This is a genomic window from Lysinibacillus sp. AR18-8, from assembly GCF_001705465.1.
GTDB classification, from domain to species: domain Bacteria; phylum Bacillota; class Bacilli; order Bacillales_A; family Planococcaceae; genus Lysinibacillus; species Lysinibacillus capsici.
The window spans coordinates 218753-245157 of the sequence record NZ_MDGU01000023.1 but is presented as its reverse complement, the minus strand read 5'-3'; the positions used below and the strand labels follow the sequence as shown (position 1 = coordinate 245157).

The following is a 26405-nucleotide window of genomic DNA, read 5'->3' as shown; positions in this document are numbered from 1 at the left end:
TCAAAATCTACACATTTTGTAATTCAGCTTCTGCCATTTCAAAACGATAAAATTCATGATGAAGCTCGTCTCTAAAATGTTTTGGCGTAACTCCAGTATATTTTTTGAAAATACGAGTAAAATAACTTTGATTACAGAAATGGAATTGATCTGAGATAGAAGTAATACTTTTGTTTGTATGTCGTAAGTAGTATTGTGATTCTTCTACACGTCTAACATTTAAATACTCAACCAATGTAATGCCCACATGTTCTCTAAAAATACGTGATAAGTGACTAGTACTTATATGAAAGTTATTTGCTATACTTTCAACAGTTAAATCATTTTCAAGCTCGTCATTTATATACATTATCACTTTGTTAACAGTTTGATGTCGGAAAGTCGGTTGTTTGCGATCTGCAATAAAGTAAACAAAGAAATCAATTAAATCATCAGCAAATTGTAAAAACTCTGCGTCTTTCATTTGATTTTCTATCATATCGTTACACGCAATATTGAAAGCAAATGCTTTTTTCGAAGGTACTTGATTGTCCAGCAATTTACGAGCAACAATTGATGACAAAACAGAAAAATAACTTCGAACGATTTTAATGACCTGTTTGCCAAAACGAATTGAGAGAATATCAATTAACTCATGCAAAGATTTTTTCGCTTTTGCAGATTCTAAATGGTAAATTTCAAAAATTAATTTCGACTCAATATTAAAAAATTCTTCGACACCGATATATTGATTAATATTATCGATTTCTTGGAAGTATCTTTTGGATATCGTTTCTGACATAGAATGTTGATGTAGTTGCATAATCTTCCCCATCTTTCCTCAGAGTGCACGAATTGCATGACAATATTTGACACCAATCCCGACGAATTAAAAATAAGAAAATAGTATTTACTTATTCAATATAAGAACTGAGTCCTATTTCACAAATTTTATTAACAAATAAATCAAAAATAACCCTACTAAAACACCAGATATAAAAAAAATAGACTATACAGTGAATTTTACCATATTCTGCGATTTCCTTTCAACCACATTTTAATTGCTACTCTAGTTCTAATTTATCACATATGCATAGTAGAAACCTCGTAAACTTATTCCTAACAATTAAATTTTACCATATACATATCAAAATAAATTAGTCATTTTATAAATTTATTTACAAATTATACAAAACAACTTACATCATTCTAATGGATCATTCGACATTTTTCTATTTTATTCCTAAATCTTCTCTATATAATTTATATGAATATGTAGTAAAATAGATGATAATACTATTTTTAAAAGTTTAGACGAGGTGTTTAAAGTGGATCCAAAACAAATAGAAGAGATCATGGAAATTATTAAGGAATTCTTCCCTGAAAATACGTCCATCGCTATCTCTGATACAAATGAATATTTGTATTACCAACCAAGCAAGAAAGTTGATTTAAAAATTAAACCTGGTGACCCTATCAAAGAAGGTTCAGCCGCACACAAAGCATTAAGCTATGGTCAAAAAATCAGCTCTTATATCGAACCTGATGTATTCGGTGTCGCTTATTATGGCATGAGTATTCCTTTAATGGAGGAAGGCGAAACAAAAGGAGCTATTACTGCTATCTTCCCGCAAAAACCATCAGCATTCTTAACTAACTACATTACAATCAAAATTGATGATTGCTGGTACCCAATCAAACATGATCAAGTTATTTATTTAGAAACACAACTCCGTAAAACATTTGTTAAAACAATGACACGTGAAGGTTATCACCGTTTAAACTTAAGTGATCTAGAGCTATTTTTAGCACCTGACTCATTTATTCGTTGTCACCGCTCTTATATCGTTAACATTGACTACATCGATGAAATTCAACCAGATTCACACTCAACGTTTTTATTAATTATGAAAGATGGTACACGTATTCCTGTTAGCCAACGCTATGCAAGCTATTTCCGTCGTTCTTTAGGTTTCTAATTTGTATGAACAGCGAGCAATTTTTATAATTGCTCGCTGTTCTTTTTTGCGCACAAATCCGCCTCATTTACCTCAACATTTAACTATTTTTGCACTATTTTTAATATAGAAAACAACTAAATTTATACAGCTCTACAATAAAACGTTTTCTCTGTCGAAAAATCATCTTAATGCTCGATTTTCCTTTTTTTACTCAATTTAATGCTAATTCTAAAGTTTTTGTGACAATTTGGTGATAGTATTATTCAAATGGTTGGAGTCATACTACAACTGAATAAACAGAAAATTCTTAAATGTTTTTTCTAGTTTTGTAATCGGTTTCCATCAAAATTATTTAGGGGAGGATTTTTTTATGGATGCAAATGTTCAAAAACGCCTAGGTTTAAAAGAACTTGAGAGTAAAATTGTAACTGCTGAAGAAGCAGCAGCACTTATTTCTAATGGTGATGTAGTTGGGATGAGTGGTTTTACTCGTGCTGGGGATGCAAAAGTTGTTCCAATGGCATTAGTTGAGCGCGCAAAAAATGAAGAATTCAAAATTGATGTATATACAGGTGCATCATTAGGACCAGAAGTAGATAAGTACTTAGCAGAAGCTGGTGCCATTCGTAAACGTGGACCATTCCAGGGTGATGCGGGTATCCGTAATTTAATTAATTCTGGGGATATCTTATATGTAGATGCTCATCTTTCTCATAATGCTGAGCTAGTGCGCCAAGGAATTATCGGACCAATCAAGTATTTAATTCTTGAAGCGGTTGCTATTACTGAAGATGGTTTAATCATTCCAACAAACTCTGTAGGTAACTCACCTATCTTTGCAGAATATGCAGAAAATATTATTATCGAGTTAAATATCTCTCATCCAGAAGCTTTAATCGGTATCCATGATATTTATGTACCTGGAGAACAAGGTAAACGTGAAGCTATTCCAATGACAGATGCTATGCAACGCCTTGGTGATATTGGTATCAAAGTAGATCCAGCTAAAATTAAAGCAATTGTTATTTCTGAAGAGCCAGATGCTCCTTCATTAATCGTACCTCCAGATGAAGAAACACAAACGATGGCAAACATTTTATTAGACTTCTTCCGTGATGAAATTAAAGCGGGTCGTTTAACAAATCAATTAATGCCATTGCAATCTGGTGTAGGTTCTGTAGCAAACGCTGTACTTGATGGCTTTGCAGATTCAGAATTTGAAGATTTAATTGTTGCATCTGAAGTACTTCAAGATGCTGTATTTAACTTAATCGATGCTGGTAAAGTTAAATTCGCTGCTGCAACTTCAATCACACTTACTGAAGAATTACAGCAAAAAGTTTATGGTAATTTAGAAAAGTATGCTGATAAAATTTGCTTACGTCCACAAGAAATTTCTAACCACCCTGAGCTTATCCGTCGTTTGGGTCTAATCTCAATCAACACAGCTCTTGAGTTAGATATCTATGGTAACGTTAATTCGACGCATGTTTCTGGTACTCGTATGATGAACGGTATCGGTGGTTCAGGTGACTTCGCACGTAACGCACGCCTTGGTATTTTTGTTACAAAATCATACGCAAAAGGTGGAGCAATTTCTTCTATCGTGCCAATGGTATCTCACGTTGACCATACAGAGCATGACGTTGATGTTATCGTTACAGAACAAGGTATTGCTGACTTACGTGGTCTTGCACCAAAAGAACGTGTACCTTTAATTATTGAAAACTGTGCACACCCAGATTACAAAGAACAATTATGGGATTACTATAACCGTGCAGTTGAAGCAACTGGCAACCACCAAACTCCTCATCTGTTAGAGGAAGCACTTTCTTGGCATGTAAATCTTGCTAAAAACAAAACAATGAAAAAAGAAGTTGCAAAAGCTTAATTATTAAATTCTCTACGTCTAATAAGTTAATACTTATTAGACGTTTTTTATACGTGAAAGCAAAAAACAAGTGAGAAGTATTATCGATTGGAAGATGCTATAATAGGACTATATTAATCTTATTGACTATAATGTTCTATTTCATCGGAGGAACCATGAAGAAATTTATCTATGCTATTATTTTCTTTTCGTTTTTCGACCTTTTTACCCAGCTTCCTGTTATGAGTACTTATGCTGAGTCTTTAGGTGCATCGGCATTCCTCACTGGTCTTGCAGTGGGCATGTATTCGCTTTCCAATACATTCGGTAATATCATTTCTGGCTTCTTAACGGATCGCAAAGGACCTTTCATCATACTCATAATAGGTCTTCTAACAACAGGTCTATCATTAACATTTTATAATTTAGTAGAAGAGCCCATTGCTCTATTAATTGTACGTTTTATCCATGGCCTTGTTGCAGGCTTCATTGTTCCTGCTGCCTTTACATTTCTAGCGAACGCTACAGAGCAGGAAAAAAGAGGTAAGGGCAGTGCTATTTCTGGCGCCTTTGTTGGTATTGCAGCCATTATAGGCCCTGCATTTAGTGGCATTTTAGCTAGCCGGACAAGTGTACCATTTGTTTTCAATATCACAGCAAGCTTTATGCTTCTGCTAGGTATCCTTGCGTTCTTTATATTGAAAGCAAATCAAGTAAAAAAAGAGAAGGCTAAACCAAGTAATTATATTCCGATCAGTGTCTTTTTTAATAATACAGGAACATTAAAAGCCTTTTTAGGAGCCTTTTTCTTAATGTTTTCTCAAGGGGTTATTGCGTATCTACTCCCTCTTAAAGTATATTCCTTAGGCTTCGACTCTCGTTTAAGCGGCACTTTAATGAGTACATTTGGTATTATTGCAGTTCTTGTTTTCCTATTACCTACTAATCGTATTTTTGATAAGGTTAATCCACTCAAAACATTGTCTTTTGGTATAGGTTTAATGGGAATAAGCCAGCTATTAATTAGCCAAGCAAATTCTAGCTCTTTACTCTATACAGCAATGGCTTGCTATGGGATCGGATTCGGTTTCCTATTCCCTTCAGTAAATTCGCTGCTAATTGACTCTACAACTGCTGAAGTACGAGGAAAAGCTTACGGTTATTTCTACGCGTTTTTCTCTCTAGGAGTAGTTATAGGCTCTTCTTTATTAGGTTGGCTATCACTTGGTACTGTCAGTGGCTTTGCATTTACTGGCTTTGTATTATTGCTCTTTGCAGGCGCAATTCTTATCCCACACAAAAGACCTTCTCATGCTTAGATGAGAAGGTTTTTTGTTTACTTTTCCTTTTCTTGAATTTCTTCATTATAGAAATGAACACCAGTATGTCCTCCACCTTCAGCTACCATTTCATTCGAGGCAATTTTAGTTGGTGAAGTACCAGCCTCTGTTGCTACCTCTGTAGCTACACGTTCTGCAATATTGTCATGCATATCAGGACCTGTAGTAAGATACGACTCTAATTTTGCTTTCATACTATTAAACATTGTTAGTGCTTTATCACGATTCTCTTTTTTACTGAAATAAGATGCTGCTAGTCCTGCTAATCCTGCAACGACAACACCTGTTCCTTTTCGTTTTGCCATAGTTTATAACCTCCTAAAAATATAGAAACTAGCTCTGTAGTATAGTTTTTCCCTATTCTTAAAAGAATAAACATTATTTTTTTATACCCTCTAGCATATATATTAATGTATGGATAAATACTTGCCCTTTTATCTAGTAAAAACTCCGTCAATCCATTGTAGTTCGTCTAGTTTTTAATGCAGACAATCTCACTCTATTTCCTATTAAAGCCCAGTTATCGTACCCTTATTTTTAGCATTCGTCAAAATTTTGTAACTATTTATGATTATAAAAGGCAAGTAAAGGGAATTAATGAATTAATACTAAAATAGGAGAGTGGTTAAAATGAAAGATTTCGATTTAGCATATGATTGGATAGATATGGCTTCATTAATTGGCGGGGCTGGCTTCTTAACAGTACTAATTTATAGTGTCATTCTATTATAAGGAGCTATTTACATGATTTGCTCTAGCAATTAAAAGGCAATCCGCTTAATTAAAAGCAGATTGCCTTATTTTTTATTGTTTTACATCATTGTATGCATCTGACTTTTCAAATGCTGCCACCACATAGGAACAAACGGCCTTCATTTTATAACCATTTTCGCGTGCATACGATGCTGCTTGATCGAGTAATTGTTTGGCCACACCTTGACCACGGAGCTTATCAGATACATATGTGTGATCCATTACCATTACTGAGCCATTTTGCTGCCAAGTAATTTCTGCTAGTTTTTCCCCTGCTTGCTCATTCAAAAATGCAAACTTATTTTCTGCTAATTGTTGTAATTGGAATTCCATTTCTCACCACTCCTTTTATTCATAGTACCATAGCTTTTTATATTTTCACAAAATTTGTGTACGCTTCTTTTATCAAATCAGCGAAGCTATGTCCAGATATTCGGTTAGCTTTCCTATGTCGAAAACATCACACTTCAAAATCTTTCACTTGTTGCATCAAAAAAAATCTGTACACCTTCTCTAGCAAAGTGAGAAGGTATAACAGATTCCTTTCTATCAACTATAAATTTAGTTAAACCATGAAGAAATAGTATCTTTTAAATTAGCAAAAAAGCTTTTTACGCTTTCCCAGAAACCTTTATCTTCCATAAGTGAGCCGAATTTTTCTTGGATTGTATTACTGATATCATTTAATTGATCAGACCATTTACTAAAATCAATGTCCAACTTGCTTATTTTATCCATTAGATCCACTAGCAATTGACGGTCCTTTTCACTTAAATTAATTTCAAGCTTACTTAATTGCTCTTCTACAATTTTCTCCACATCTTCACGTGTTGCTGGCTTTAGCTCTGCAATTTGCTTTTTAATTTCTGTCAGTAATTCCGCAACCTTTGCATCGTCTACCCCTGCAGATTCTGCAATGGATGTTGCTACTGATAATTCTTCGTTTGCTACATCTGTACGATCAATATCCAGTGTTTCCCCTGTAGTGACCTCATATGCCTTGTAAATACCTACTAATGCTGAATGCCCTGTAACGGCTTTCGGTGCAGCTACTTGTACGGATGCATCCTGAATTCCTGCTGTTAACATCGCATTTGCGTACATCTCTGAAGTTACCTGCGTTATATTTGATGGTGTGACAATTTGTATTACTAGACCCTCTCCTGCTTCTCTGCGTGTAATCTTTGCAGAAGAGTACATACGTGAGCTTGAATTACTATCTTTAATGTATTTTACTAGATCCTCACCAGACACAGTAATTTCTTCAATTTCAGGTTCTTCGCTTACTTTTAATGATTTTTTTACAGACTCTTTTTCAGCCTCAGATAAATTTGCTCCATACACGACGATCGGTACGCCTAGTTTTTCATCAATTGCTTTTGGAGGCGTATTGTCAGATGCAAATCCTGTTGCTGGTGCCATCACTCCAAATACTAACATTGTAGCAGTTAGTATTTTAATCCATGTTTTTTTCAAATCGTGTGACCCCTTTCGCTAAAACTTCATAATTAGCAAGTATAATGTATGCCACTATACAATAATTAGTACGAAAAAAAGACGAGAAGGTTTCAAGGATGTCTCTCGTCACTTTTCCTGTTGTAAATGTTTTGCTAGCTAGTCAAACAAACCATCCTTTAAATTTCTTCAGTCCAACCGTCCTGTTGTTTCACTTTACCAGCTTTCATTAACGTTCCTAAGGCACGTTTAAATGCCCCTTTACTCATATTAAACATTTCTTGAATCTCTTCAGGAGACGATTTATCACCAAATGGCATTTTACCGCCCACATCCTGTATATACTTTAATATTTGTTGCGCATCATTTGAAAGACGCTCATGTTTTCTTGGTAAAAGTGAGCCATTCATGGAACCATCGTCTTTTACATCAATAATACGTACAACTACATCTTGTCCTAATCGAGGCTCATTATTTCGCTCAGACTCATGCACAAAAATACGGTAAGGAACCTCTACACCTAGCAAAAATGTCCCGATCGGTAACAAACGATATGGGCGTGCTTGGATATTCTTATTGTGCATATCTTCAAATGCACCTTCATATAGCTCCGAAATTTTTTCCTCTGTGGCTAAACGACCAAATAAATCACCGTTACGATCTGTACGTAGTGTCATAAATAAATGATCGCCTGGTTCTGGCCATACCTCTTTTAATGCAGGTAAATCTTCTGCTCTTACTAATACTTCACGAGATGTACCAATATCCACAAAAGCACCTTCACGTTCCACTACTTTCAAGACACGTGCCCAGCCGTATTCACCTTGTGTAAAAGCTGGAATAGCCGTTGTTGCAGCCAAATCTCCACGACGGTCTGCAAATAAAAATACTTCAAGGCGGTCACCTACTGTTAGTGGCTCTGTTACCTCTGAAGCATTTAAAGGTAGTTCTTCAACTCCATTTGTTAAAATCCATTTTGATGCTTGTTGTTCTAATACCGTTAATGTAACGACTTCACCTGATTTTAATGCGTTCATATTGTCTCCCTTTCCTTCACACCATCATTTTAAAGATTGTGCTGTGTCTTAGATGCCTCTAATTTTTTCACGATGTCTGGATTTTCTTCCATTACTTGCACAAGATCTGCAATACGATCGATTGAATTCCAACTTAAATGATGTTCAATTCCCTCTACATCATCATAAATACGTTCTTCATCCACACCAATCATTCGTAAAAACTGCTCGAGCAATTCATGACGCTGCACAAGACGCTTTCCGAGCTTATCCCCTTTAGGCGTCAATGTCAGTCCACGGTACTTTTCATAAACTAAATAACCATCTTTATCTAATTTTTGAACCATTTTTGTAACAGAAGAAGGAAGAACAGATAATGCTTCAGCAATGTCAGACACTCTCGCATATCCCTTGTTGGCAATTAATAAATATATTTGTTCGATATGGTCCTCCATACTAGGTGTTGGCATATCCTTTTCCCTCTCTTTCCTTTTCTTACTCTCTAGTTTACTACAAGCTTGGCTTAAAAGTTAACTGAAAATACATTGCCTAGAAAAACACTTCCTATACAACTTAAATAGAGCCTCTTCTATTAAGAAGTAGGCTCTATTTTGTGTCGAGGATACTTATTTACCACATGTAACGCATGAATAATCTCTTTATTAATACGCTCAATGTTTCCAGGAGTATTCATTTCTTTAAATGCCTCATCTCTAGCTTCCATAGATGTAACATACTTACTTGGCAATGCATTTAGTGTAAGTGCCACCGTGTCTAATTCACAGATTTCGCATTTACAAAATGTTTGATATTCTGGTCCTCGTAGTAAAAAGCTTACTAAACCACGCACAATTTCTTCTGTAACATTTACTAAAATAGGATCTGACATATTCAAACTTTCGCCTCATTTATATTTAATTGTTACATTACTCCTGAAACTATAATAGCCTTAAAAAAAGTCTTTTTCAAGAATCACAAGTAGCATCTATTCACATAAAATCCCTTGTGTCAAAGCAAGATTAATTTCCTACCTTTTCAGATTGTTCTACACCTTACTTACTACTTTTTTGCTCTAATTAGTCTTAATGAATTAAACACAACTAATAGTGTCGCACCCATATCGGCAAAAATTGCTATCCATAATGTTAACCAACCAGGTATGACAAGTAGCAATGCAATTAATTTTAAAACTAGGGCAAATATAATATTCTCTTTAATGATACGTAATGTTTTTCTGCTCAATCCAATAGTGTAAGGAAGCTTTGTTAAATCATCACCCATTAAGGCAATATCTGCTGTCTCAAGAGCTGCATCTGTTCCTGCTCCACCCATGGCAATTCCTACATTTGCAGTGGCCAATGCTGGTGCATCGTTTACACCATCTCCAACCATTGCTACAGCACCAAATTGTTTACGTAAATCCTTAATCGCCTTTAATTTTTCTTCTGGTAACAAGCCAGCGCGCACATCTGTCATCTTTAATGAAGTAGCAATGGCTTGCGCAGTAGGCTCTGCATCGCCTGTTAACATCACCATATGCTTTACTTTTAAGGCATTTAATTTGTTCAATACATCCTTGCTTTCATGACGTAATTGATCAGCAATTGCAACCAGTCCAATAAGTTGATTATTCGAAACAGCTGCTACTACTGTTTTACCCTGTTCTTGCAGATTCTTAACCTGACTTTCTATGTTTTGATCTACAGAAGTTAATGAAGTAGCCCATTTCATGCTACCTACATAAATAATCTGATTATCAACGGTAGCATAGGCACCTTTTCCTGTTACTGATTGGAAATTTGTTGGTATTAGCTCAGATAATTTTTTATCGTGTAATCTATTTAAAATTGCTTTAGCTAAAGGGTGCTGTGACTGTTTTTCTACCGCTGCCACTAGTTGTAACACATAGTCCTCTGACCAGTTTTCAGTCGTTACGATATCTGTTACTGCTGGCTGCCCCTTCGTTAATGTTCCTGTTTTGTCAAAGGCAACAGCTTCAATATGTCCTAGCTGCTCTAAATGAACACCACCTTTGATCAGTACACCTTGCCTTGCTGCATTACCAATGGCTGTAACAATGGCGACGGGCGTAGAGACGACCAGTGCGCAAGGACATCCTACTACTAAAACAGCTAGCCCTTGGTAAATCCAATGCTGCCAATCACCTACTATTAAAGGTGGAATTACAGCTACTAAAAAAGCAATAACCATAATCGCTGGTGTATAATACTTTGCAAAGCGATCTACAAATTGCTGAGAAGGTGCCTTTTCTGCTTGTGCTTCTTCCACTAGATGAATTATTTTAGCGATAGTAGTATCTTCTACACGCTTTGTCACACGTACTTCAAGAGCACCCTCTTCATTTAAAGTCCCAGCAAATACTTCATCATTTACTGTTTTATTTACGGGAATCGACTCACCTGTAATAGCTGCCTGATTGACTGCAGACAACCCACTAATGACTATGCCATCCATCGCAATCTTTTGCCCAGGCTTTACAATCAAAATATCTCCTATTTCTATATCCTCAGTAGGTAACTCAACCTCATGGTAGTGTTCACCGTGGGCTCTTTTGATAATCGCTGTTGGTGGAGCGATATCCATTAATTGACGAATAGATTGACGTGCCTTATCCATTGAATACGCTTCAAGTGCCTCACTCACAGCAAATAAAAATACGACCACTGCCGCTTCTTCCCATTCACCGATAATAGCAGCTCCAATGATGGCGATTGTCATAAGCGTCTTCATATCAAATTCAAAGCGAACTAAATTACGGAAGCCTATTTTAAAAATACCCACTCCACCCACAAGGATAGCTATAATGAACATGGAAATCGGTAGCGGGCTCGATTCCCCATTCATACCCGCAAATAGATAACCTAGAATGACAAAAAGCAATGAAATTCCTGCTAAAACGTTTTCCTTTTTACGATAAAAAGGTGTAGTATTTTCAAGTGCTTTTGCTGCCGATTGTGTAACCTTAATGCCATCAAAGGCACCTGCTTCTTCAATTTGGTCTACACTAATAGCACCGATTACTGTAATTTTAGAAGCACCAAAATTCACTTGTGCATCCTGTACTTCTGGTATAGCCTTTACGTTTTTCTCAAACTTTGCAGCACAACTAGCGCAAGATAAATTTTGCAATCTGTATTCTTGTTTAATTGGCGTCGTTGCCATTCGCAATCCCCTCTTTCGCATGTTCGTAGGCAATTGTTACAATTTGATATACATGCTCATCCGCTAAAGAGTAATACATTTGCTTACCTTTGCGGTGTGATCTCGCTAAATTATTATCTTTCAAATATCGTAAATGATGGGATGCTGTAGCAACTGAAGAACCAATAATAGTTGCAACATCACAAACACATAGTTCATCTTCCACCGTTAAAGCATAGGCAATTTTAAGTCTAGTTTCATCAGATAACGCTTTTAAAAATTTGGCTACACCTGATAAATCAGGCATTTGTTGTTTCACCTTTGTGACTGCTTCTTCATGTACATGCGTCACCTCACATATTTCTTTCGGCATTTTTCTCACCTCATTCAAATATTCGTTTGATTGTTTTCAATGTAACATATTATTCCATCATATTCAAACGAATATTTGAATGTTAGGATGTATATCCTTCAATAAAAAAAGTTAGCGCACTTTCTGTACGCTAACTCTTTTATTACTTCGCTATTAATTGTAATGTTTTCCCTTTTATCTCTTCCTGTTTAATAAATGTTTGATGGTAATCACCATTTGCCCAATCCAGCACCTGATCTTGATACCAATCAGATTTTACATGACCACTTTGACCAGGACCAACAATATGATAGGCTGAGCTTAAATCACCTACATCCACCACAAAACGCCAAGATGCACCGTGATCTACATTACCAGCTAAATCATTATCTGCTGCTTGTACGGTAACTTTTGATCCACCAATAGGAACCTTTTTAGCATTAAAATAGGCTGCAAGAATAGGCGATGCACTTCCTAGTGTATGGTCAAAAGTAAGCTGATGGTAATCACCCCATTGCCATTTCGAGGAATTTTTTCCGAATTGATCTTCTAATTGTGCAATTGTTAGCTCAAATGCCTTGTATATGGTTTCATCAATGCCACCCTGCTCCTCAATCCAAATGCTTTTCTCTCCTGAATAGGCTGTACGTAAGAGCTGGTCTGTAATATTAAACTTCCCATACATGATGCCATACATATCTTCAGGCATTTGATCTTTAAACAAAACTTCCTGTAGCTTAATCATTAATGTATGGAACACAAGTGGTGCACCTGATTCCTTTGCGTCTACCATATCCCACTTCTCTAGCATGGCTATAATCTCGGCATACTTCCCATCCTGATCTTTTTCTTTTAAAGATGTTAATAAATCAGGCAGAAATTCTCTCGCATAGAGGTTGTGCTGATCCATTTGCAAAGCCATCATATCTTCTACTGTAATCGCATCATTTGCCTCTAACACTTCTTTAATTCTTTCGAAACGATAAGGTTGCGCCCAGAAATCAGTTATGTGATAAGGGTAGTCCTCTCCTATTACTTGGTTATTTGCCGTTGCAATAAAACCTTCTTTTGGATTTACTAGAGTTGGTAATTCATCCCATGGGATAAAGCCCTCCCAGCCATAGTCACTCGAATCACCTGGAACTGGTAATTGGCCCTCACCTTGCTTACGAATAGGTATTTGACCATTAGCTTTATAGGCAATCGTACCGTCTTTTGATGCAAATACAAAATTTTGTGCTGGCGCTTTAAAGTCTTCTAATGCTTTTTCGAAATCACCCCAAGTTTTTGCCTTATTAAAACCAAGCACTGCTCTTAGTTCAGCTGTCGGTTGTAGTGCTGTCCACTGCATCGAAAATTGTGCGGTTGGCTCTGTATCTTTAAAAGCTAAATCTGTCATTATAGGGCCGTGACGTGTAACAACGACTTCAAAATCTACCGTTTCTCCATCTTTTACCTTAATTGATTCGTCGCGTACCTCTGCTTGTTCCCACTTTCCATCGTATCGAAATTGTGTTGGATTATCTGGATTTGGTATTTCAATATATAAATCCTGTACATCTGGACCCACATTGGTTACCCCCCAAGCAATTTCATCATTATGGCCTAAAATAATACCTGGAATCCCTGCAAAGATAACGCCACTAACGTTTTGCTGTGGTGATTGCAGATGCATTTGATACCAAATAGAAGGGGTGCTTAACCCTAAATGTGGGTCATCTGCTAAAATAGGCGTTCCTGATTTCGTTTTATCACCTGAAACTACCCAGTTATTACTTCCGTTAAATTCGTTTGGTAACATTTCCGCACTGAATTGCCCAGCTACCGCTACAGGATTTTGGATATTGGCCTCGATAATCGCCGAAGCATTTTCTGGATATTTAATAAATAATTCTTTTGCCTTTTCTTCATCAAAATTCTGTAGTGCCCAATGACGAAAAGCTAACGTATTCCAATTTCCACCCAGATCATAGGCCATATATTTTCCAATGGTTAAGGAATCAACAACTGTCCACTCCTCAGGCTCATAGCCTAACAAAGCGAATTCATAGCTTAGTGTATTGCTTTCCTTTGCCTGTGCAATAAAAGCATTTACTCCTTCAGCATACCATTCAAGTACTTGTTTGCTTTCGTCATCATAGGCAGCTAATGACTTCTCTGCAGCATCTCGTAAGCTAAATGTACGGAAATGTTTGTCGGTATTAACCGTTGCTTCTCCAATAATTTCAGATAATCGACCACTTGCCTGCCTTCGTGCTAAGTCCATTTGAAATAGTCTATCCTGTGCTTGGACATAACCTTGTGCACGATACAAATCCGCATCTGTTTTGGCAAAAATATGCGGAACCCCTTTTTCATCTCTCGTGACTGTCACATCCTGATCCAGAATAGTAACAGCTAATTCACCATCAATCACCGGCTTAGATTTATTCATAAACCATGTAAATCCAATAAAAGCCACAAGAGCCAAAGCAGCTATTATCCCAGCTATGACAATGAGCCACTTTTTCCAATTAAACTTTCTCTTCCCCACTGAATAACCCCCTTTTTGCACTATATTCCCGTACTACCTTCCCAAACCCGCTTTGAAACGCAAAATTTTTTAGCGAAATTTCTTATTTTATGTATATAAAATTGTCTCTAAATACAAAATTTTATATTTATCCGCTATTAGAATAGTATAATCAATAGGAATTATGAAGGCTACTGAGTAATGTTAAAAATTCGTATGTTCATAGAGGTATAATGATTCTATAGAGTATATTTTCTTTTATCTTCTCTCGTGGAGCGGACTTATATGGTGGAAGCGGATTCCCATGTGATTGTAGCGTCTACTCCTCACTTTGAAGGTACCCCCTGGCATTGCCAAATCTCACATTTTTAAAAGTCACCTTATTAAGTTACAAATACAAAAAATCGTATTTCCATTTAGAAAATACGATTTAAGTACTAGCATTGTAATTGCAATTCAATTGGACAATGATCACTGCCCATAATGTGTGGGTGAATTGTTGCGCTTTCAATTTGTTCCTTCAATTGATTGGATACAACAAAATAATCGATACGCCAACCAATATTACGTTCACGCACTTTATTCATATAGGACCACCATGTGTAGTGGTCAGTTTCCTCGGGATGCTTGTATCTAAAAGAATCTACAAAACCGCTTTCCAATAACGCTGAAAATTTTGCTCTCTCTTCATATGTAAAGCCCGAATTTCCAATATTAGATTTTGCATTTTTTAAATCAATTTCCGTGTGTGCAACATTTAGATCACCACAATAAACCACTGGCTTCTGACTATTTAGTTCTTGTAAATAGCTAGCTAAACGATCCTCCCATTGTAAACGTAATGGTAACCGCGCTAAATCACGCTGTGCATTTGGAGTATAAACATTTACTAAATAGAAATTCTTATATTCTAATGTTATAATTCTGCCTTCATCCTGAGAATCTTCGGCGCCCACCCCATACTTAACAGACAATGGCGTGTGTTTCGTGAAAATTGCTGTTCCAGAATACCCTTTTTTCTGCGCGTAATTCCAATACTGCTCATAACCTTCGATAGAGAGCTCAACTTGTCCAGCCTGACATTTTGTTTCTTGGATACAAAAGAAATCTGCATCTATTTGATGAAAGAACTCTAAAAAGCCTTTACCTAGACATGCTCGTATCCCATTAACATTCCATGATATAAATTTCATTTTATCCACACTCCTAAAAAAACGCCCTTCGGCTTATGCGAAGGGCATCCTATTATAGATCGTCACCAACAATTTTGACTTCCGTCTCTAATTCAACGCCAAATTTTTCTTTCACTACACGTTGAACCATTTGGATTGTCTTAATATAGTCTGAAGCAGTAGCATTTCCTTTGTTGACAATAAATCCTGCATGCTTGGTAGAGACTTCAGCATCACCAACACCTTTACCTTGTAGGCCACTATCTTGAATAAGTTTTCCAGCAAAATAACCAGGTGGGCGTTTAAATACACTTCCAGCAGATGGATATTCTAAAGGCTGTTTTGATTCACGTTGGAAGGTTAAATCAGCTATCTTCGCATCAATTTCCTCCTGTACGCCAACTGCTAATTGAAATTCAGAGGACAGCACATAATAACCCTTTTTGGCAATAATGCTTTGTCGGTATCCTAGCTCAAGGTCTTCTTTACCTAGTATTAAAATGTCCCCTTCTTTTGTTAACACCTTCGATGAAACAATAATATCTTTAATCTCACCGCCATAGGCACCTGCGTTCATAGCCATTGCTCCGCCAATTGATCCAGGAATACCACATGCAAATTCAAAACCTGTTAAGGATGCTTGCGCTGATAGCTTTGATACATCTTTGATCAGTGCACCACTTTGAGCATACACATGCTCACCAGTAATACGAATCTCATCTAAGCGTGAAAATGTTACAACGATTCCTCTATGACCGCCATCTCGAACAACCATATTAGATCCGTTACCTAACATTAATAAAGGAATATTATTTATATATGCATAGCGAATAACGGATGCCGCCTCTTCTTCTGTTTCAGGAAGAACAAAAACATCTGCTTTGCCACCTAATTTTGTCATTGTGTATTGCTGTAATGATTCATTTAACTTAATATTGGCAGGATTAATACTTTTTGCTAAATCCATCGCCCATTGTTCTTTTGTCATGAGAGCTAATTCCTTTCTAACGTCCTTCTTACTCTACACCAGTATGGATTTACAACCCCAATTTGACAAGTAAAATGAAGGGTATTTTTATCTCATATTAAAAGACAGGTAGACCTGTGCAGAGATGATGAATATTATAAAGAAAATTGACAGTCATTCCAAGTGTCGTTTTTAGGACACTATTTCATTGTATTATCTAGTAAAATAATCCATTCACCTTAGAGCCAACTACTTGCCCATGTTTCGATATTGCGGATAGCACCTTCAAGTGCCTGACCTTTATCTGTTAATGAATACTCAACGCGTACCGGTACTTCTGAATATACTTTACGTTCAACAAGCCCCTCTTTTTCAAGCTCCTTTAAACGTTCTGATAATAAACGTCCACTGACAGGTAGTGCAGATTCGATTTCATTAAAGCGCTGTGGTCCATCTAGTAATTGATATAATATTAACCCTGTCCATCGTTTTCCGATTAAATCCATTGCTTTAGCTAAACGAGGACACAAAGTTGTCTCATTCATAATTTTTCACCTCTATGTAACTATTGTAACGATTAATGCACTAAATGTAAATTTGAAGTAACTTATTTACGTAAAATAATCTATTAACTTTTATATATTTAATTACAAATAGTAACTCACAATTTCAATGTTGGACATATCTAACAAGGGAACATAAAATGTCTTAGACTAAACGCTATCTTAATAAAATGCACATATTTCCAATAATATGCCTATTCGATTTTAAATATGTTCTGTTTCATGTTCACAGATTACACTTTTATAGAGGGAAATACTTCCACATTTATAAAAAACTCATTGAATATGCGATTTGTTTACTTTATCATTCGTTGTAGAATGCTGTTTTAGGAGGTTTTCAAATGAAAAAATATGCTATTGATTTCAGTCATTCAACGATCGGGTTTTCCGTAAGACATATGATGATTTCTCGTATTCATGGTACGTTTGAATCGTACAGCGGTGAAATAGTTACATCCAATATCGAACAAATGCAGGATGCAAACATTTCTATCACGATTACAGTGGCTAGTGTCTCCACCAAGAATCATGATCGTGATGTCCACCTTGTGTCTCCTGACTTTTTTGATGCAGACGTCTATCCAAAAATAGTATTTACCTCTACATATATTGATAAACTTGATGATAAAAATTTTGCTATTCATGGTGATTTAACCATCAAAAACATAACAAGACCTATCGTATTTACAACAGTATATACAGGAAAAGGTGTGAATCCATGGGCACAAGAAGTTTTTGGCTTCCAAGCTAAAGCCCAAATTGATCGTCGTGATTTTAATCTAGTCTACAATACCTTTTTAGAAACAGGTGGTGTATTGATTAGCGATGAAATAGACGTGATAGTAGATCTTGAATTAAATCCTCTTTAAGTATTGTTTCTACCTTAAAGAAAGGGAGGAATTTATGTTTTGGTTTGATAATGATTTTTTATTTGGCTCTGCTTTTATTACCATCATCTTCTTTATTGTTTTTGGGAGCATAGCCTTTATGATTGTAAACGGTATTATCACTTGGTCTAAAAACAACCGTTCACCAATATTAACGGTACCCGCTAAGGTTGTGACAAAGCGTACGAATATACGTGGGGGATCTAACAATTCTGGGGCATCTACGTCCTACTACGTTACGTTTGAAGAGCAAAACGGAGAACGGCATGAACTAAAGATGAATGGCTACGATTATGGTCAGCTTGTAGAAGGTGATCTTGGCATTTTAACCTATCAAGGTACACGGTATCATTCATTCAACAGACATAAAAAAGGAGAGTAGCGATGATCGTTACTCTCCTTTTCCTATTCTTTTATTTAATTAAATATTTAGCAAATCCAGCTTCTGTATCTTCTAAATATTCAATACCACTACCTGCTGGTATGAACTTTTGTGCATCTTTTGCAGATAGGTAGATAACCTTTGTATTGGCTGGGAACGGTACAAATGACCAGTTATTATCCGCAGCTGGGTTAATTGTTTTATTCGCCATAATATAATCTACAACAGCTTGTCGATTTTCATAAGCATAGTTAGTTATGTTAGAGCCTTCTGCATTTTTAAATGTCGCCCCATATGATCCACCAACACGATAATTGTTTGTAATGATGATGAATTCTTGTTTTAAATCGATTGGTTTACCATTATATTGTACATTCTTAATACGATTTGCCTTTTCATCAGTAAGATTACCGCGGCGGTCATATTTTGCTGGCGATGTGACATCGATTTGATATGTTAAGCCATCTAACACATCAAAGTTATAAGAACGTGCTTCTGCATCGATAATATTTTGCTCTTCTGTTTTAGTCGGATCAATTGTTGCGAAAATACCAGCAGCCATCTCTAACCACTCGATTGCTTGTGCGCCTGTCACTTTAATCGTAGCAACAGTATTGTCATAATGATAAATGTCGGCCATATTTTTAATAGCAAGCGGTCCTACAGGAATATTTGTATAATCTAATGGATTATTACGTGATCCTGCTTTGAAAGGTGCTCCTGCTGAAAGAATTGGTGTCTTTTCATCAGCCGTACCCTTTAGCTCTTGTTCGATAAACCATTTTTGAGCTTGTGTTACGATTTGAATGGATGGATCATCTTGCACCATTGAAAAATAACTATGGATTGGTGCAGTTGTTTCTCCAACAGGCTGACGGATATACGTTAATGTGCCATCATGTGCCTCTTTAATAGCCTCTAAAACCGTTGTGGATGGTTGTAAACCTTCTTGCTTGATCGATTGCAATGAACCTTTACCACCTACCACTACCCACTCTGATCCTTGTTGTTCTAGTTTTAAATCAATTACACCAAGATGACTACCATAGCTACCTGCCATAACAGTAGGAACACCATGAATTGTACCCTTTTCTTGGTCAACATCTTTCAAATCCTTATAGTCACCAGGGAATGTTAAATGTGAGTGTCCTGTAATTAAAGCATCAATACCATCAATTTCTGCTAATTGGTAACCAACATTTTCAGCACCCTTCACATAAGTATCTTCACCGATACCTGAATGTGACAGAACGACAATCACGTCTGCTCCAGCATTTTGCATTTCTGGTACTACCTCTTTCACAGCTTCGACTGGCTCTTGCATTTCAACTTTACCTGCTAAATGAATGGCATCCCATTCAACAATTTTCGTTGGAACAATCCCTGTTACACCAACTTTAAGTGTATGTTTTTTGCCTGAACTATCTACCACTTCTTTATCAAGAATGACATAAGGTGTAAACATACGCTCTTTTGTTTTTGCATCATAGGTATTAGCATTTACGACTGGATACTTTGCATCGTTTAATACTTCATCTAAAAAGTCTAGACCATAGTTAAATTCATGATTCCCTAAAGTTCCACCATCGTATTTCAATGCATTAAGTGCAGCAATAGCTGGATGAACTTCACCTGGCTTTAAAACACTTTCTAATGCTTTATATGAGCCAAGTGGTGTGCCTTGAATTAAATCACCATTATCAAATAGTAATGTGTTTGGATTTTTAGCTCTTGCTTGCTCAACTAGTGTTGCTGTATTAGCTAACCCAAGCTCTGATGATGGAGCATCTAAATAGTAATTGTAATTAGCTAAATTGGTATGAATATCTGTTGTCCCTAAAATCTGAAGATCAACTGATACGCCAGTTGAAGGTGCTTTGTATTCTGCTACAAAGCGCTCCACAATACTCTCCATCTGTTCCTTTGTCACATAGTCACGAGGACGAATAGTATTATCCTCAAATGCTTGTAAAATGTTTGCTGCAACAGCATTCGCTAAATCTTGTTTATATGCCGTTGCAATTTGATCTGCATCCTTAAATTGCTCTAAAACTTTGAGGGAAGCGTTTTCACTAACAAGTCCACGAGCAGAGATAACAAATGCTTGCTGACGTGTTAATTTGTCATCTGGGCCAAATGTCGTTGCTGTTTTCCCTTTAATAAGTTTTAATTGAACAGCTTTTTCTACATAAGGTGCTAAATCCTTAGAGACATCGTTAAAGGCAAGCGAAGAGCCGTCACCCATCTCTACATCTAAATTTTCTACTAATTCTTTTACATAATCTGCGCGTGTTACATCATTGGAAGCAGCATCAGCAGAAATTCCAAATGGTATAAACGCGAAAAGGACTAGTAACGTCGCCAAGAAATTAGTTATTAATTTCTTATTCATACAACAACCTCCTTAATAATCTAGTATTTTCCTACAAATTCTATTATATTAAAACCATTCTAATTTTTACTGAATATATAGTCCTAATTATATGTATTTTTAAAAGAATGGTTAATTACTTTCCCTCCAAATCACAGATTTCTACCATTCTTTATTTTTATATTAAATAGGATGTTAGTAAATGTAAATTCAAAATAATTAGTTACTGTCAATATGTCCGACCTCCATACCACACCATACATCTGTTGACAAAATAAAAAAAGTCCTCCCAAAATTGAGAGGACTTTTAATAAAAAATAATTTTTATGCATTCACAGTTTGTAGTGATTGAGCAACCTTTTTCACTTCTTCTAGGCCATTTGCAATAATTTCTTGCGCTTTATCTGGTGAAGCATTGTGACCTTCAATAATCACTTCTTCAATAACTTCCATCCCGAATACGCCACCTACTACGTTTTTAATGTAGTTTACTGACATTTCCATTGGTTGAGCTTCAGGTGATGAATAGTAGCCACCACGAGCATTTAAAATAATCGCTTTTTTGTCAGTCATTAAGCTAATTAATTGACCATTTTCGCCATATTTGAATGTGAATCCTGCTTGGTATACATAGTCAATAAATGTTTGTAAAGGTGCTGGAATTGTTAAGTTCCATAGTGGGAATGCAAATACAACTAAATCAGCAGCAGTTAATGCATCCATTGCTTTTTGTTTTGCAGCTAATAGACGTGATTCAATGTCTGTTAACTCTCCACCATTTTGTACTTTACCAAAAGCATTGAAAAGATCTTGGCCAAAATAAGGCATATCTTCTGCAAATACATCAAAAGTTGTTACGTTGGCACCTTGTACATTTTCCATGAAAGTATCATACATTTTTGTTGAAATACCGTCTGGACGGTTGTTAGCTTTTACTACTAAAACGTTCATTATATAAAATCTCCCTTAAATTTCAAAATCTAATATCTCGAATTCAAGATATGTGTTTATCTTAAAAAATTTCATCTAAAATGTCAATGCTACTTGCCTCAGACTTTTGACTGAAATATTCTATCTTTCATCCATTCTAACAAGAGGAGTTGAAAGCCTTACTCCTCTCTCTAGTAAGCTAAAATTTACAGTTATCGTCAGTACAAATACCCGCATCACCTGTGCCAGCCATCTTTAGCGATGGTTGTAAGCCCTCTTCTTCAGCAACTTTACGCAATGTATCCTCAAATACCTCCTGCGGTTGTGCACCTGAAATACCATATTTACGGTTTAAGACAAAGAACGGTACCCCTCGTACACCAAGCTGGAGACCTTCTTGAATATCCGCTTCTACCTCATTTTTATAACCATCATCAGCAAGAACCTTTGCAACTTCTTCACGCTCTAGGCCCACTTTCTCAGCTATCTCTAATAAAACATCATCTTGACCGATACGCTTTCCTTCAATAAAATGACTGTTTAAAAGTGACTCCACTAGAGCTGTAACATCTCCCTGTTGTTCAGCCCATTTTACAAGCCGATGTGCTTTTAGCGTATTCTCTTCCATCAAATTGCTAAAATCGTAGTTTAGCCCTACTTCTTTCGCACGCTCTGTTACACCCACTGTCATTTCCTTTGCCTTCTCTAAGGACATTCCATATTTCTTTGCCAATGATTCATAGACAGTACTATGCGAATCTATTGGAGTAGTTGGATCTAGTTGGTAGCTTTTATAGACAAGCTCCACCTGCCCCGAATAGCCAGTATCCTCAATCGCTTTCTCTAATTGTTTTTTACCAATATAACAAAATGGGCATACATAGTCAGACCAAATTTCAATTTTCATTTCATACTCACTCCTTTTGCTACATTGTAGCGATAGTTGAAATCACAAGGCAATTTTAATGCCTCACTGCATAAATTTTCAAGTTCTTCTACATACTGAATACAAAAACAATGTGAGGTTTCTATATGACACAATCTCTTTGGCTTGCTACAACTGAGTCTGTCTCCTTATCTTCTCTTACTTCCTCAACAACATGCGATGTATGTATAATCGGTGGTGGCTTAACTGGTTTATATACTGCCTATACTTTAGCAAAAGCAGGTGTGGATGTAGTTCTTCTCGAAGCAAATACCCATTTTGGTCACGGTACGACAGGGCATTCAACAGGAAAATTAACAGCCCAACATAGCATTGTCTATGCAAATCTTTTAGAAAAATTATCTTTAGAAGAGGCACAGCTTTATTATCAACTGAATCAACAAGCCATTGATAAAGCTAGACAAATACTCCCACCAGACAGGGTTCGTTCGGTGGATTCACTGTTATACTGTCAAACAAAAGAAGGCTATGCACAATTATTAAAAGAATGGAATGCCTATAAGGTTTTAAACATTAAGTCTAACCTTACCTCTGACACAGAGCTCCCATTCCCTATTACAAAAGCTTTATGTATGACACAACAAGCACAAATAAATCCTGTTGAAGTAAGTAATTTTCTTGCGAAAGAGGCGCAGAAGATGGGCGCAAAACTTTATGCAAATACCCGTGTTCAGCAATTAAACATACCACAGAATAACTTATATACCGAAAAAAATATGTCGGTTCAATATAATAAACTTATTTTATGTTCACATTATCCCATTGAAGCATTTAAAGGGCTTAAACTTTTTAAATTATCCAATAGTCGCTCCTATATGGTTGCAAGTAAAACCTCTGAGACTATGCAAGGTCAATATTTATCAGTTGATTTTCCTTCCCGTTCGATACGGACTGCCACGATCAATCAGGAAAATTATTTAGTCTTAGGAGGGGCGAATCATATCGCTGGCGAGACCGTTCATACTGAGCCATATTATGAGGCCATTTCCAATGAAATGAAGGAGCATTTTGAACAACAGCCACTTTATCGATGGTCAGCCCAGGATATAGAAACACCTGATATTGTCCCTTATGTTGGGAGAATTACAAACTCCTTACCTAACGTATTAATTGCCACTGGCTATCGAAAATGGGGAATCTCCAATTCCTTTGTCGCAGGTGATATCTTATCGTCTCTTTTAACAGGCTCAAAGATTGAAGAAGGTGCTATCGCTCTTTATTCACCATCACGTACTAAATTCGGTGCCCAATTCATGCAAATGCTGAAAGTAGGAGGCTTTGTTGCCAAGGAATATATAGCTGGGTATATGAGGAATGCCACTGCTCCAACCTGTACTCATTTAGGCTGCAAAACAAAATGGAATGAAGCTGATGAAACATGGGATTGTCCTTGCCATGGTTCTCGTTTTAACGCTAAGGGTGAGGTGCTTGAAGGCCCTGCTGTACAGCCATTAAAACTCGATTAAAAAAAGAGGCTGTCTAAATAGACAACCTCTTTTGTATTTTTTATTTTAGAGCTTCTGTTAATACTGGTACAATTTGTTTCTTACGAGAAACAACACCTGGTAATACAACACGGTTATTGATAAGATCAGCACCGAATCCTTTTGCTGCTGCTTCTGCTACTTGCCCTATTGCAACAGCTGTTGAATCATTATTTAAAATGTCAGTCACAACGAAGAAGAATAGATCTAAGCCATTTTCTGCAACATTTTTATTGAGTAGGATTTCTAACTCCTCTTGACGATTAAGAACATCATTAACATCAACTGCATTAACTTGAGCTACAACAGATTTGTACTCACCAAATTGGAACTCTTTTGCATCTAATGATAATAAATCTTCTAATGATTTATCAGATAAATCAGCACCTGCTTTTAGCATTGCTAAGCCATACTCTGCAATTTCCACACCAGCAATTTTTGCTAGCTCTTCACCAGCTTTTACATCTTGCTCTGTGCAAGTCGGTGATTTGAATAATAATGTATCTGAAACAATTGCAGATAACATTAAACCAGCAATGTTCGCAGGTATGTCTAAACCGTTTTCGCTAAAAATTTTCTTAAGAATAGTAGCCGTACAGCCTACTGGTTCTGCACGATAATATAGTGGATCAGCTGTTTGGAAGTTGGCGATGCGGTGGTGATCAATTACCTCTGCAATTTGCACTTCCTCAATACCTTCAGCCGATTGTTGGAATTCATTGTGGTCTACTAGAATAACTTTGTCCGCTTCACCAACTACAGAAGATATTAAACGAGGCGCTTCAAAGCCAAATTTATCTAATGCAAATTGAGTTTCATTATTAACATCTCCAAGACGTACCGCCTCAGCTTCTTCACCAATTTGCTGTTTTAAATAGGCATATACAATTGCAGACGTGATTGTGTCTGTATCTGGGTTTTTATGTCCAAAAACTAATACTTTACTCATTGAATTAATTCCTCCTAAAATGGCACTTACATTTATATTTTATTTTATCATACCTTATAGCCTGACAAGTGATAAAGTGAAACTTTGGAACAATTTCGCCTCAGCGTATTTGCCATTGACCTTCACTCTCGAAATAACATACAGGCTTAATTGCGGTTAACCTGTATTATGCAAATATAATGATAGCGCTCTAAATACATACTTTTCAAATAAGATATCTATATTATAACTAGCTTAAGTTGCTATGTATACTTTTAATAGGTCTAATTACTTCTATAAAATTCTCTATTTTTACCAACCTATTTTTAACATTCAATAGTAAAAATGCCTCTTTTTTATAAAATAATTAGTTTATATAGATATTTAGTTGGGTTTTCATATTTAAGTCATCATAATTTTATGCTATCATCAGGTAGTCTATATTTTTGGATATTCAGGAAATGGGGATTACGATGACGAAGAAGATAGAAAAAAAGTACATTCCTTTAGCTAACTATTTTGATGTAGCTTTACAACAAGAAATTACTTTATCCTTTGGTGAATTAGAAAACATTATGGGACAAGCATTACCGAACGCTGCCTACTTAAATAAAAGCTGGTGGAAAAAAACTAAGCCCCCTCTCTCACATTATTTATCATGGACAAATGCAGGCTATTATGTCATTGATGTTAAACTAGGTTCTAGTGTATCTTTCTCACGTACGCAAATGAAGTCTACCGAAAACAACACTTCTAATAGTGAGGAGAATTCATCTGCATACATAATACGAGGAATTGAAGCATCTGATGCTAGATCATTCATTCATTTACAAGAGGAGATTTTTCAAGAAACTGACTTCATGTATAATGTTCAAAACGAGCTAGATCTCACTGTCCAACAACTTCGTAAAAATTTAACCTATTGGAAGCAATTAAAAAATCGTACTATACTACTTTGTGTACTAAACGGAATTTTTGCGGGTTATGCGGTTATTCATGGATATAAACAATCAAAAGCTAGACATGTTGCCTCTATTCGTTTAGCTGTGAAAGAAGAGTATCAGCAAAAAGGTATTGGCTCCGCACTGATGAAAGCTGTTGAAAGTTGGTCTAAACAACATGATATTTCCCGTTTAGAGTTATCTGTTATGGAGCATAACAATGTAGCTTTACACCTCTTTACAAAGCTAGGATTTCATCAGGAGGGCATTCGAAAAAATGCCATTAAATTAAATGATACTTATATTAATGAATATAGCTTGAGTAAAATTCTATAATTCACTTTTCCTAGATGTCTAAATACTATTTGGACATCTTTTTATATAGAAAATTTCAAAAAAATACGCATAGATAGTGTGTTTCAACAACTATCTAT

24 protein-coding genes are annotated in these 26405 nt (G+C 36.2%); 7 read left to right on the top strand and 17 right to left on the bottom strand.

Annotated features, from left to right (window positions below; genetic code table 11):
• Positions 1–7: 7 nt before the first annotated feature.
• Positions 8–802, bottom strand: coding sequence for a helix-turn-helix transcriptional regulator (locus BFM98_RS17460; protein ID WP_048394255.1), 795 nt, complete (start codon positions 800–802; stop codon positions 8–10).
• A gap of 505 nt (positions 803–1307) precedes the next feature.
• Between BFM98_RS17460 and BFM98_RS17455 the strand changes: the two genes are divergently transcribed.
• The 3 genes from BFM98_RS17455 to BFM98_RS17445 all read left to right on the top strand — a co-directional run bounded on the left by BFM98_RS17455 (position 1308) and on the right by BFM98_RS17445 (position 5129).
• The gene (locus tag BFM98_RS17455) at positions 1308–1958 is read left to right on the top strand and encodes a LytTR family DNA-binding domain-containing protein (RefSeq protein ID WP_004232004.1); all 651 of its coding nucleotides are present in this window, start codon (positions 1308–1310) and stop codon (positions 1956–1958) included.
• A gap of 352 nt (positions 1959–2310) precedes the next feature.
• Positions 2311–3831, top strand: a complete 1521-nt coding sequence (locus tag BFM98_RS17450; RefSeq protein WP_004232003.1) for a succinyl-CoA:acetate CoA-transferase ScpC — start codon at positions 2311–2313, stop codon at positions 3829–3831.
• Positions 3832–3986: 155 nt separating this feature from the next.
• A complete protein-coding gene (locus BFM98_RS17445; protein WP_066038025.1) occupies positions 3987–5129 on the top strand; it encodes an MFS transporter in 1143 nt (380 codons plus the stop codon).
• A 17-nt stretch (positions 5130–5146) separates the two neighbouring features.
• Here BFM98_RS17445 and BFM98_RS17440 read toward each other — a convergent pair whose 3' ends face one another.
• The 12 genes from BFM98_RS17440 to BFM98_RS17385 all read right to left on the bottom strand — a co-directional run bounded on the left by BFM98_RS17440 (position 5147) and on the right by BFM98_RS17385 (position 17084).
• On the bottom strand, positions 5147–5455 hold the full coding sequence (locus BFM98_RS17440; RefSeq protein ID WP_004232000.1) for a hypothetical protein: 309 nt from the start codon (positions 5453–5455) through the stop codon (positions 5147–5149).
• Between the two features lie 499 nt (positions 5456–5954).
• On the bottom strand, positions 5955–6236 hold the full coding sequence (locus BFM98_RS17435) for a GNAT family N-acetyltransferase (protein ID WP_009370656.1): 282 nt from the start codon (positions 6234–6236) through the stop codon (positions 5955–5957).
• Positions 6237–6464: 228 nt separating this feature from the next.
• Positions 6465–7379, bottom strand: coding sequence for a DUF1002 domain-containing protein (locus BFM98_RS17430; protein WP_048394252.1), 915 nt, complete (start codon positions 7377–7379; stop codon positions 6465–6467).
• Between the two features lie 158 nt (positions 7380–7537).
• A complete protein-coding gene (locus BFM98_RS17425; RefSeq protein ID WP_048394250.1) occupies positions 7538–8395 on the bottom strand; it encodes a CvfB family protein in 858 nt (285 codons plus the stop codon).
• A 29-nt stretch (positions 8396–8424) separates the two neighbouring features.
• Positions 8425–8844, bottom strand: a complete 420-nt coding sequence (gene mntR, locus BFM98_RS17420; protein ID WP_004231993.1) for a transcriptional regulator MntR — start codon at positions 8842–8844, stop codon at positions 8425–8427.
• A 122-nt stretch (positions 8845–8966) separates the two neighbouring features.
• Positions 8967–9263 carry a late competence development ComFB family protein gene (locus tag BFM98_RS17415; protein ID WP_369700627.1) on the bottom strand — a complete coding sequence of 99 codons (297 nt, stop codon included), beginning with the start codon at positions 9261–9263 and terminating at the stop codon, positions 8967–8969.
• Positions 9264–9433: 170 nt separating this feature from the next.
• The gene (locus tag BFM98_RS17410; RefSeq protein WP_066038024.1) at positions 9434–11557 is read right to left on the bottom strand and encodes a heavy metal translocating P-type ATPase; all 2124 of its coding nucleotides are present in this window, start codon (positions 11555–11557) and stop codon (positions 9434–9436) included.
• Positions 11538–11909, bottom strand: a complete 372-nt coding sequence (locus BFM98_RS17405; protein ID WP_054549600.1) for an ArsR/SmtB family transcription factor — start codon at positions 11907–11909, stop codon at positions 11538–11540. The genes BFM98_RS17410 and BFM98_RS17405 overlap by 20 nt, the downstream gene beginning before the upstream one ends.
• A 142-nt stretch (positions 11910–12051) precedes the next feature.
• A complete protein-coding gene (locus BFM98_RS17400) occupies positions 12052–14421 on the bottom strand; it encodes a penicillin acylase family protein (protein ID WP_083225398.1) in 2370 nt (789 codons plus the stop codon).
• A 416-nt stretch (positions 14422–14837) separates the two neighbouring features.
• Positions 14838–15593 (bottom strand): exodeoxyribonuclease III, encoded by a 756-nt coding sequence (locus BFM98_RS17395; RefSeq protein WP_048394240.1) that lies wholly within the window; start codon positions 15591–15593, stop codon positions 14838–14840.
• Positions 15594–15645: 52 nt separating this feature from the next.
• Entirely contained in the window at positions 15646–16560 is a 915-nt protein-coding gene (gene murB, locus BFM98_RS17390) for a UDP-N-acetylmuramate dehydrogenase (protein ID WP_066038022.1), read from the bottom strand.
• Between the two features lie 218 nt (positions 16561–16778).
• A complete protein-coding gene (locus tag BFM98_RS17385) occupies positions 16779–17084 on the bottom strand; it encodes a winged helix-turn-helix transcriptional regulator (protein ID WP_004231981.1) in 306 nt (101 codons plus the stop codon).
• Between the two features lie 359 nt (positions 17085–17443).
• Here BFM98_RS17385 and BFM98_RS17380 point away from each other — a divergent pair, with 359 nt between their 5' ends.
• Both BFM98_RS17380 and BFM98_RS17375 read left to right on the top strand, forming a co-directional pair.
• Positions 17444–17971: a YceI family protein gene (locus tag BFM98_RS17380; protein ID WP_048394236.1), complete on the top strand. Its 528-nt coding sequence runs from the start codon at positions 17444–17446 to the stop codon at positions 17969–17971.
• A gap of 34 nt (positions 17972–18005) precedes the next feature.
• Entirely contained in the window at positions 18006–18371 is a 366-nt protein-coding gene (locus tag BFM98_RS17375; RefSeq protein WP_066038021.1) for a DUF2500 domain-containing protein, read from the top strand.
• Between the two features lie 31 nt (positions 18372–18402).
• Here the strand turns inward: BFM98_RS17375 and BFM98_RS17370 are convergent, their stop codons facing one another.
• The 3 genes from BFM98_RS17370 to BFM98_RS17360 all read right to left on the bottom strand — a co-directional run bounded on the left by BFM98_RS17370 (position 18403) and on the right by BFM98_RS17360 (position 22579).
• On the bottom strand, positions 18403–20763 hold the full coding sequence (locus BFM98_RS17370; protein ID WP_066038020.1) for a bifunctional 2',3'-cyclic-nucleotide 2'-phosphodiesterase/3'-nucleotidase: 2361 nt from the start codon (positions 20761–20763) through the stop codon (positions 18403–18405).
• 303 nt (positions 20764–21066) lie between these two features.
• Entirely contained in the window at positions 21067–21693 is a 627-nt protein-coding gene (locus BFM98_RS17365) for an FMN-dependent NADH-azoreductase (protein ID WP_048394231.1), read from the bottom strand.
• A 178-nt stretch (positions 21694–21871) separates the two neighbouring features.
• Positions 21872–22579, bottom strand: a complete 708-nt coding sequence (locus BFM98_RS17360) for a DsbA family oxidoreductase (protein ID WP_066038019.1) — start codon at positions 22577–22579, stop codon at positions 21872–21874.
• Between the two features lie 125 nt (positions 22580–22704).
• Here BFM98_RS17360 and BFM98_RS17355 point away from each other — a divergent pair, with 125 nt between their 5' ends.
• A complete protein-coding gene (locus tag BFM98_RS17355) occupies positions 22705–24084 on the top strand; it encodes an FAD-dependent oxidoreductase (RefSeq protein ID WP_066038018.1) in 1380 nt (459 codons plus the stop codon).
• A gap of 40 nt (positions 24085–24124) precedes the next feature.
• On the opposite strand, the gene BFM98_RS17350 is transcribed toward BFM98_RS17355, so the two are convergent.
• Positions 24125–25051 carry a manganese-dependent inorganic pyrophosphatase gene (locus BFM98_RS17350; protein WP_066038017.1) on the bottom strand — a complete coding sequence of 309 codons (927 nt, stop codon included), beginning with the start codon at positions 25049–25051 and terminating at the stop codon, positions 24125–24127.
• Between the two features lie 425 nt (positions 25052–25476).
• Here BFM98_RS17350 and BFM98_RS17345 point away from each other — a divergent pair, with 425 nt between their 5' ends.
• Positions 25477–26307: a GNAT family N-acetyltransferase gene (locus BFM98_RS17345; protein WP_231595689.1), complete on the top strand. Its 831-nt coding sequence runs from the start codon at positions 25477–25479 to the stop codon at positions 26305–26307.
• Positions 26308–26405: the final 98 nt, after the last annotated feature.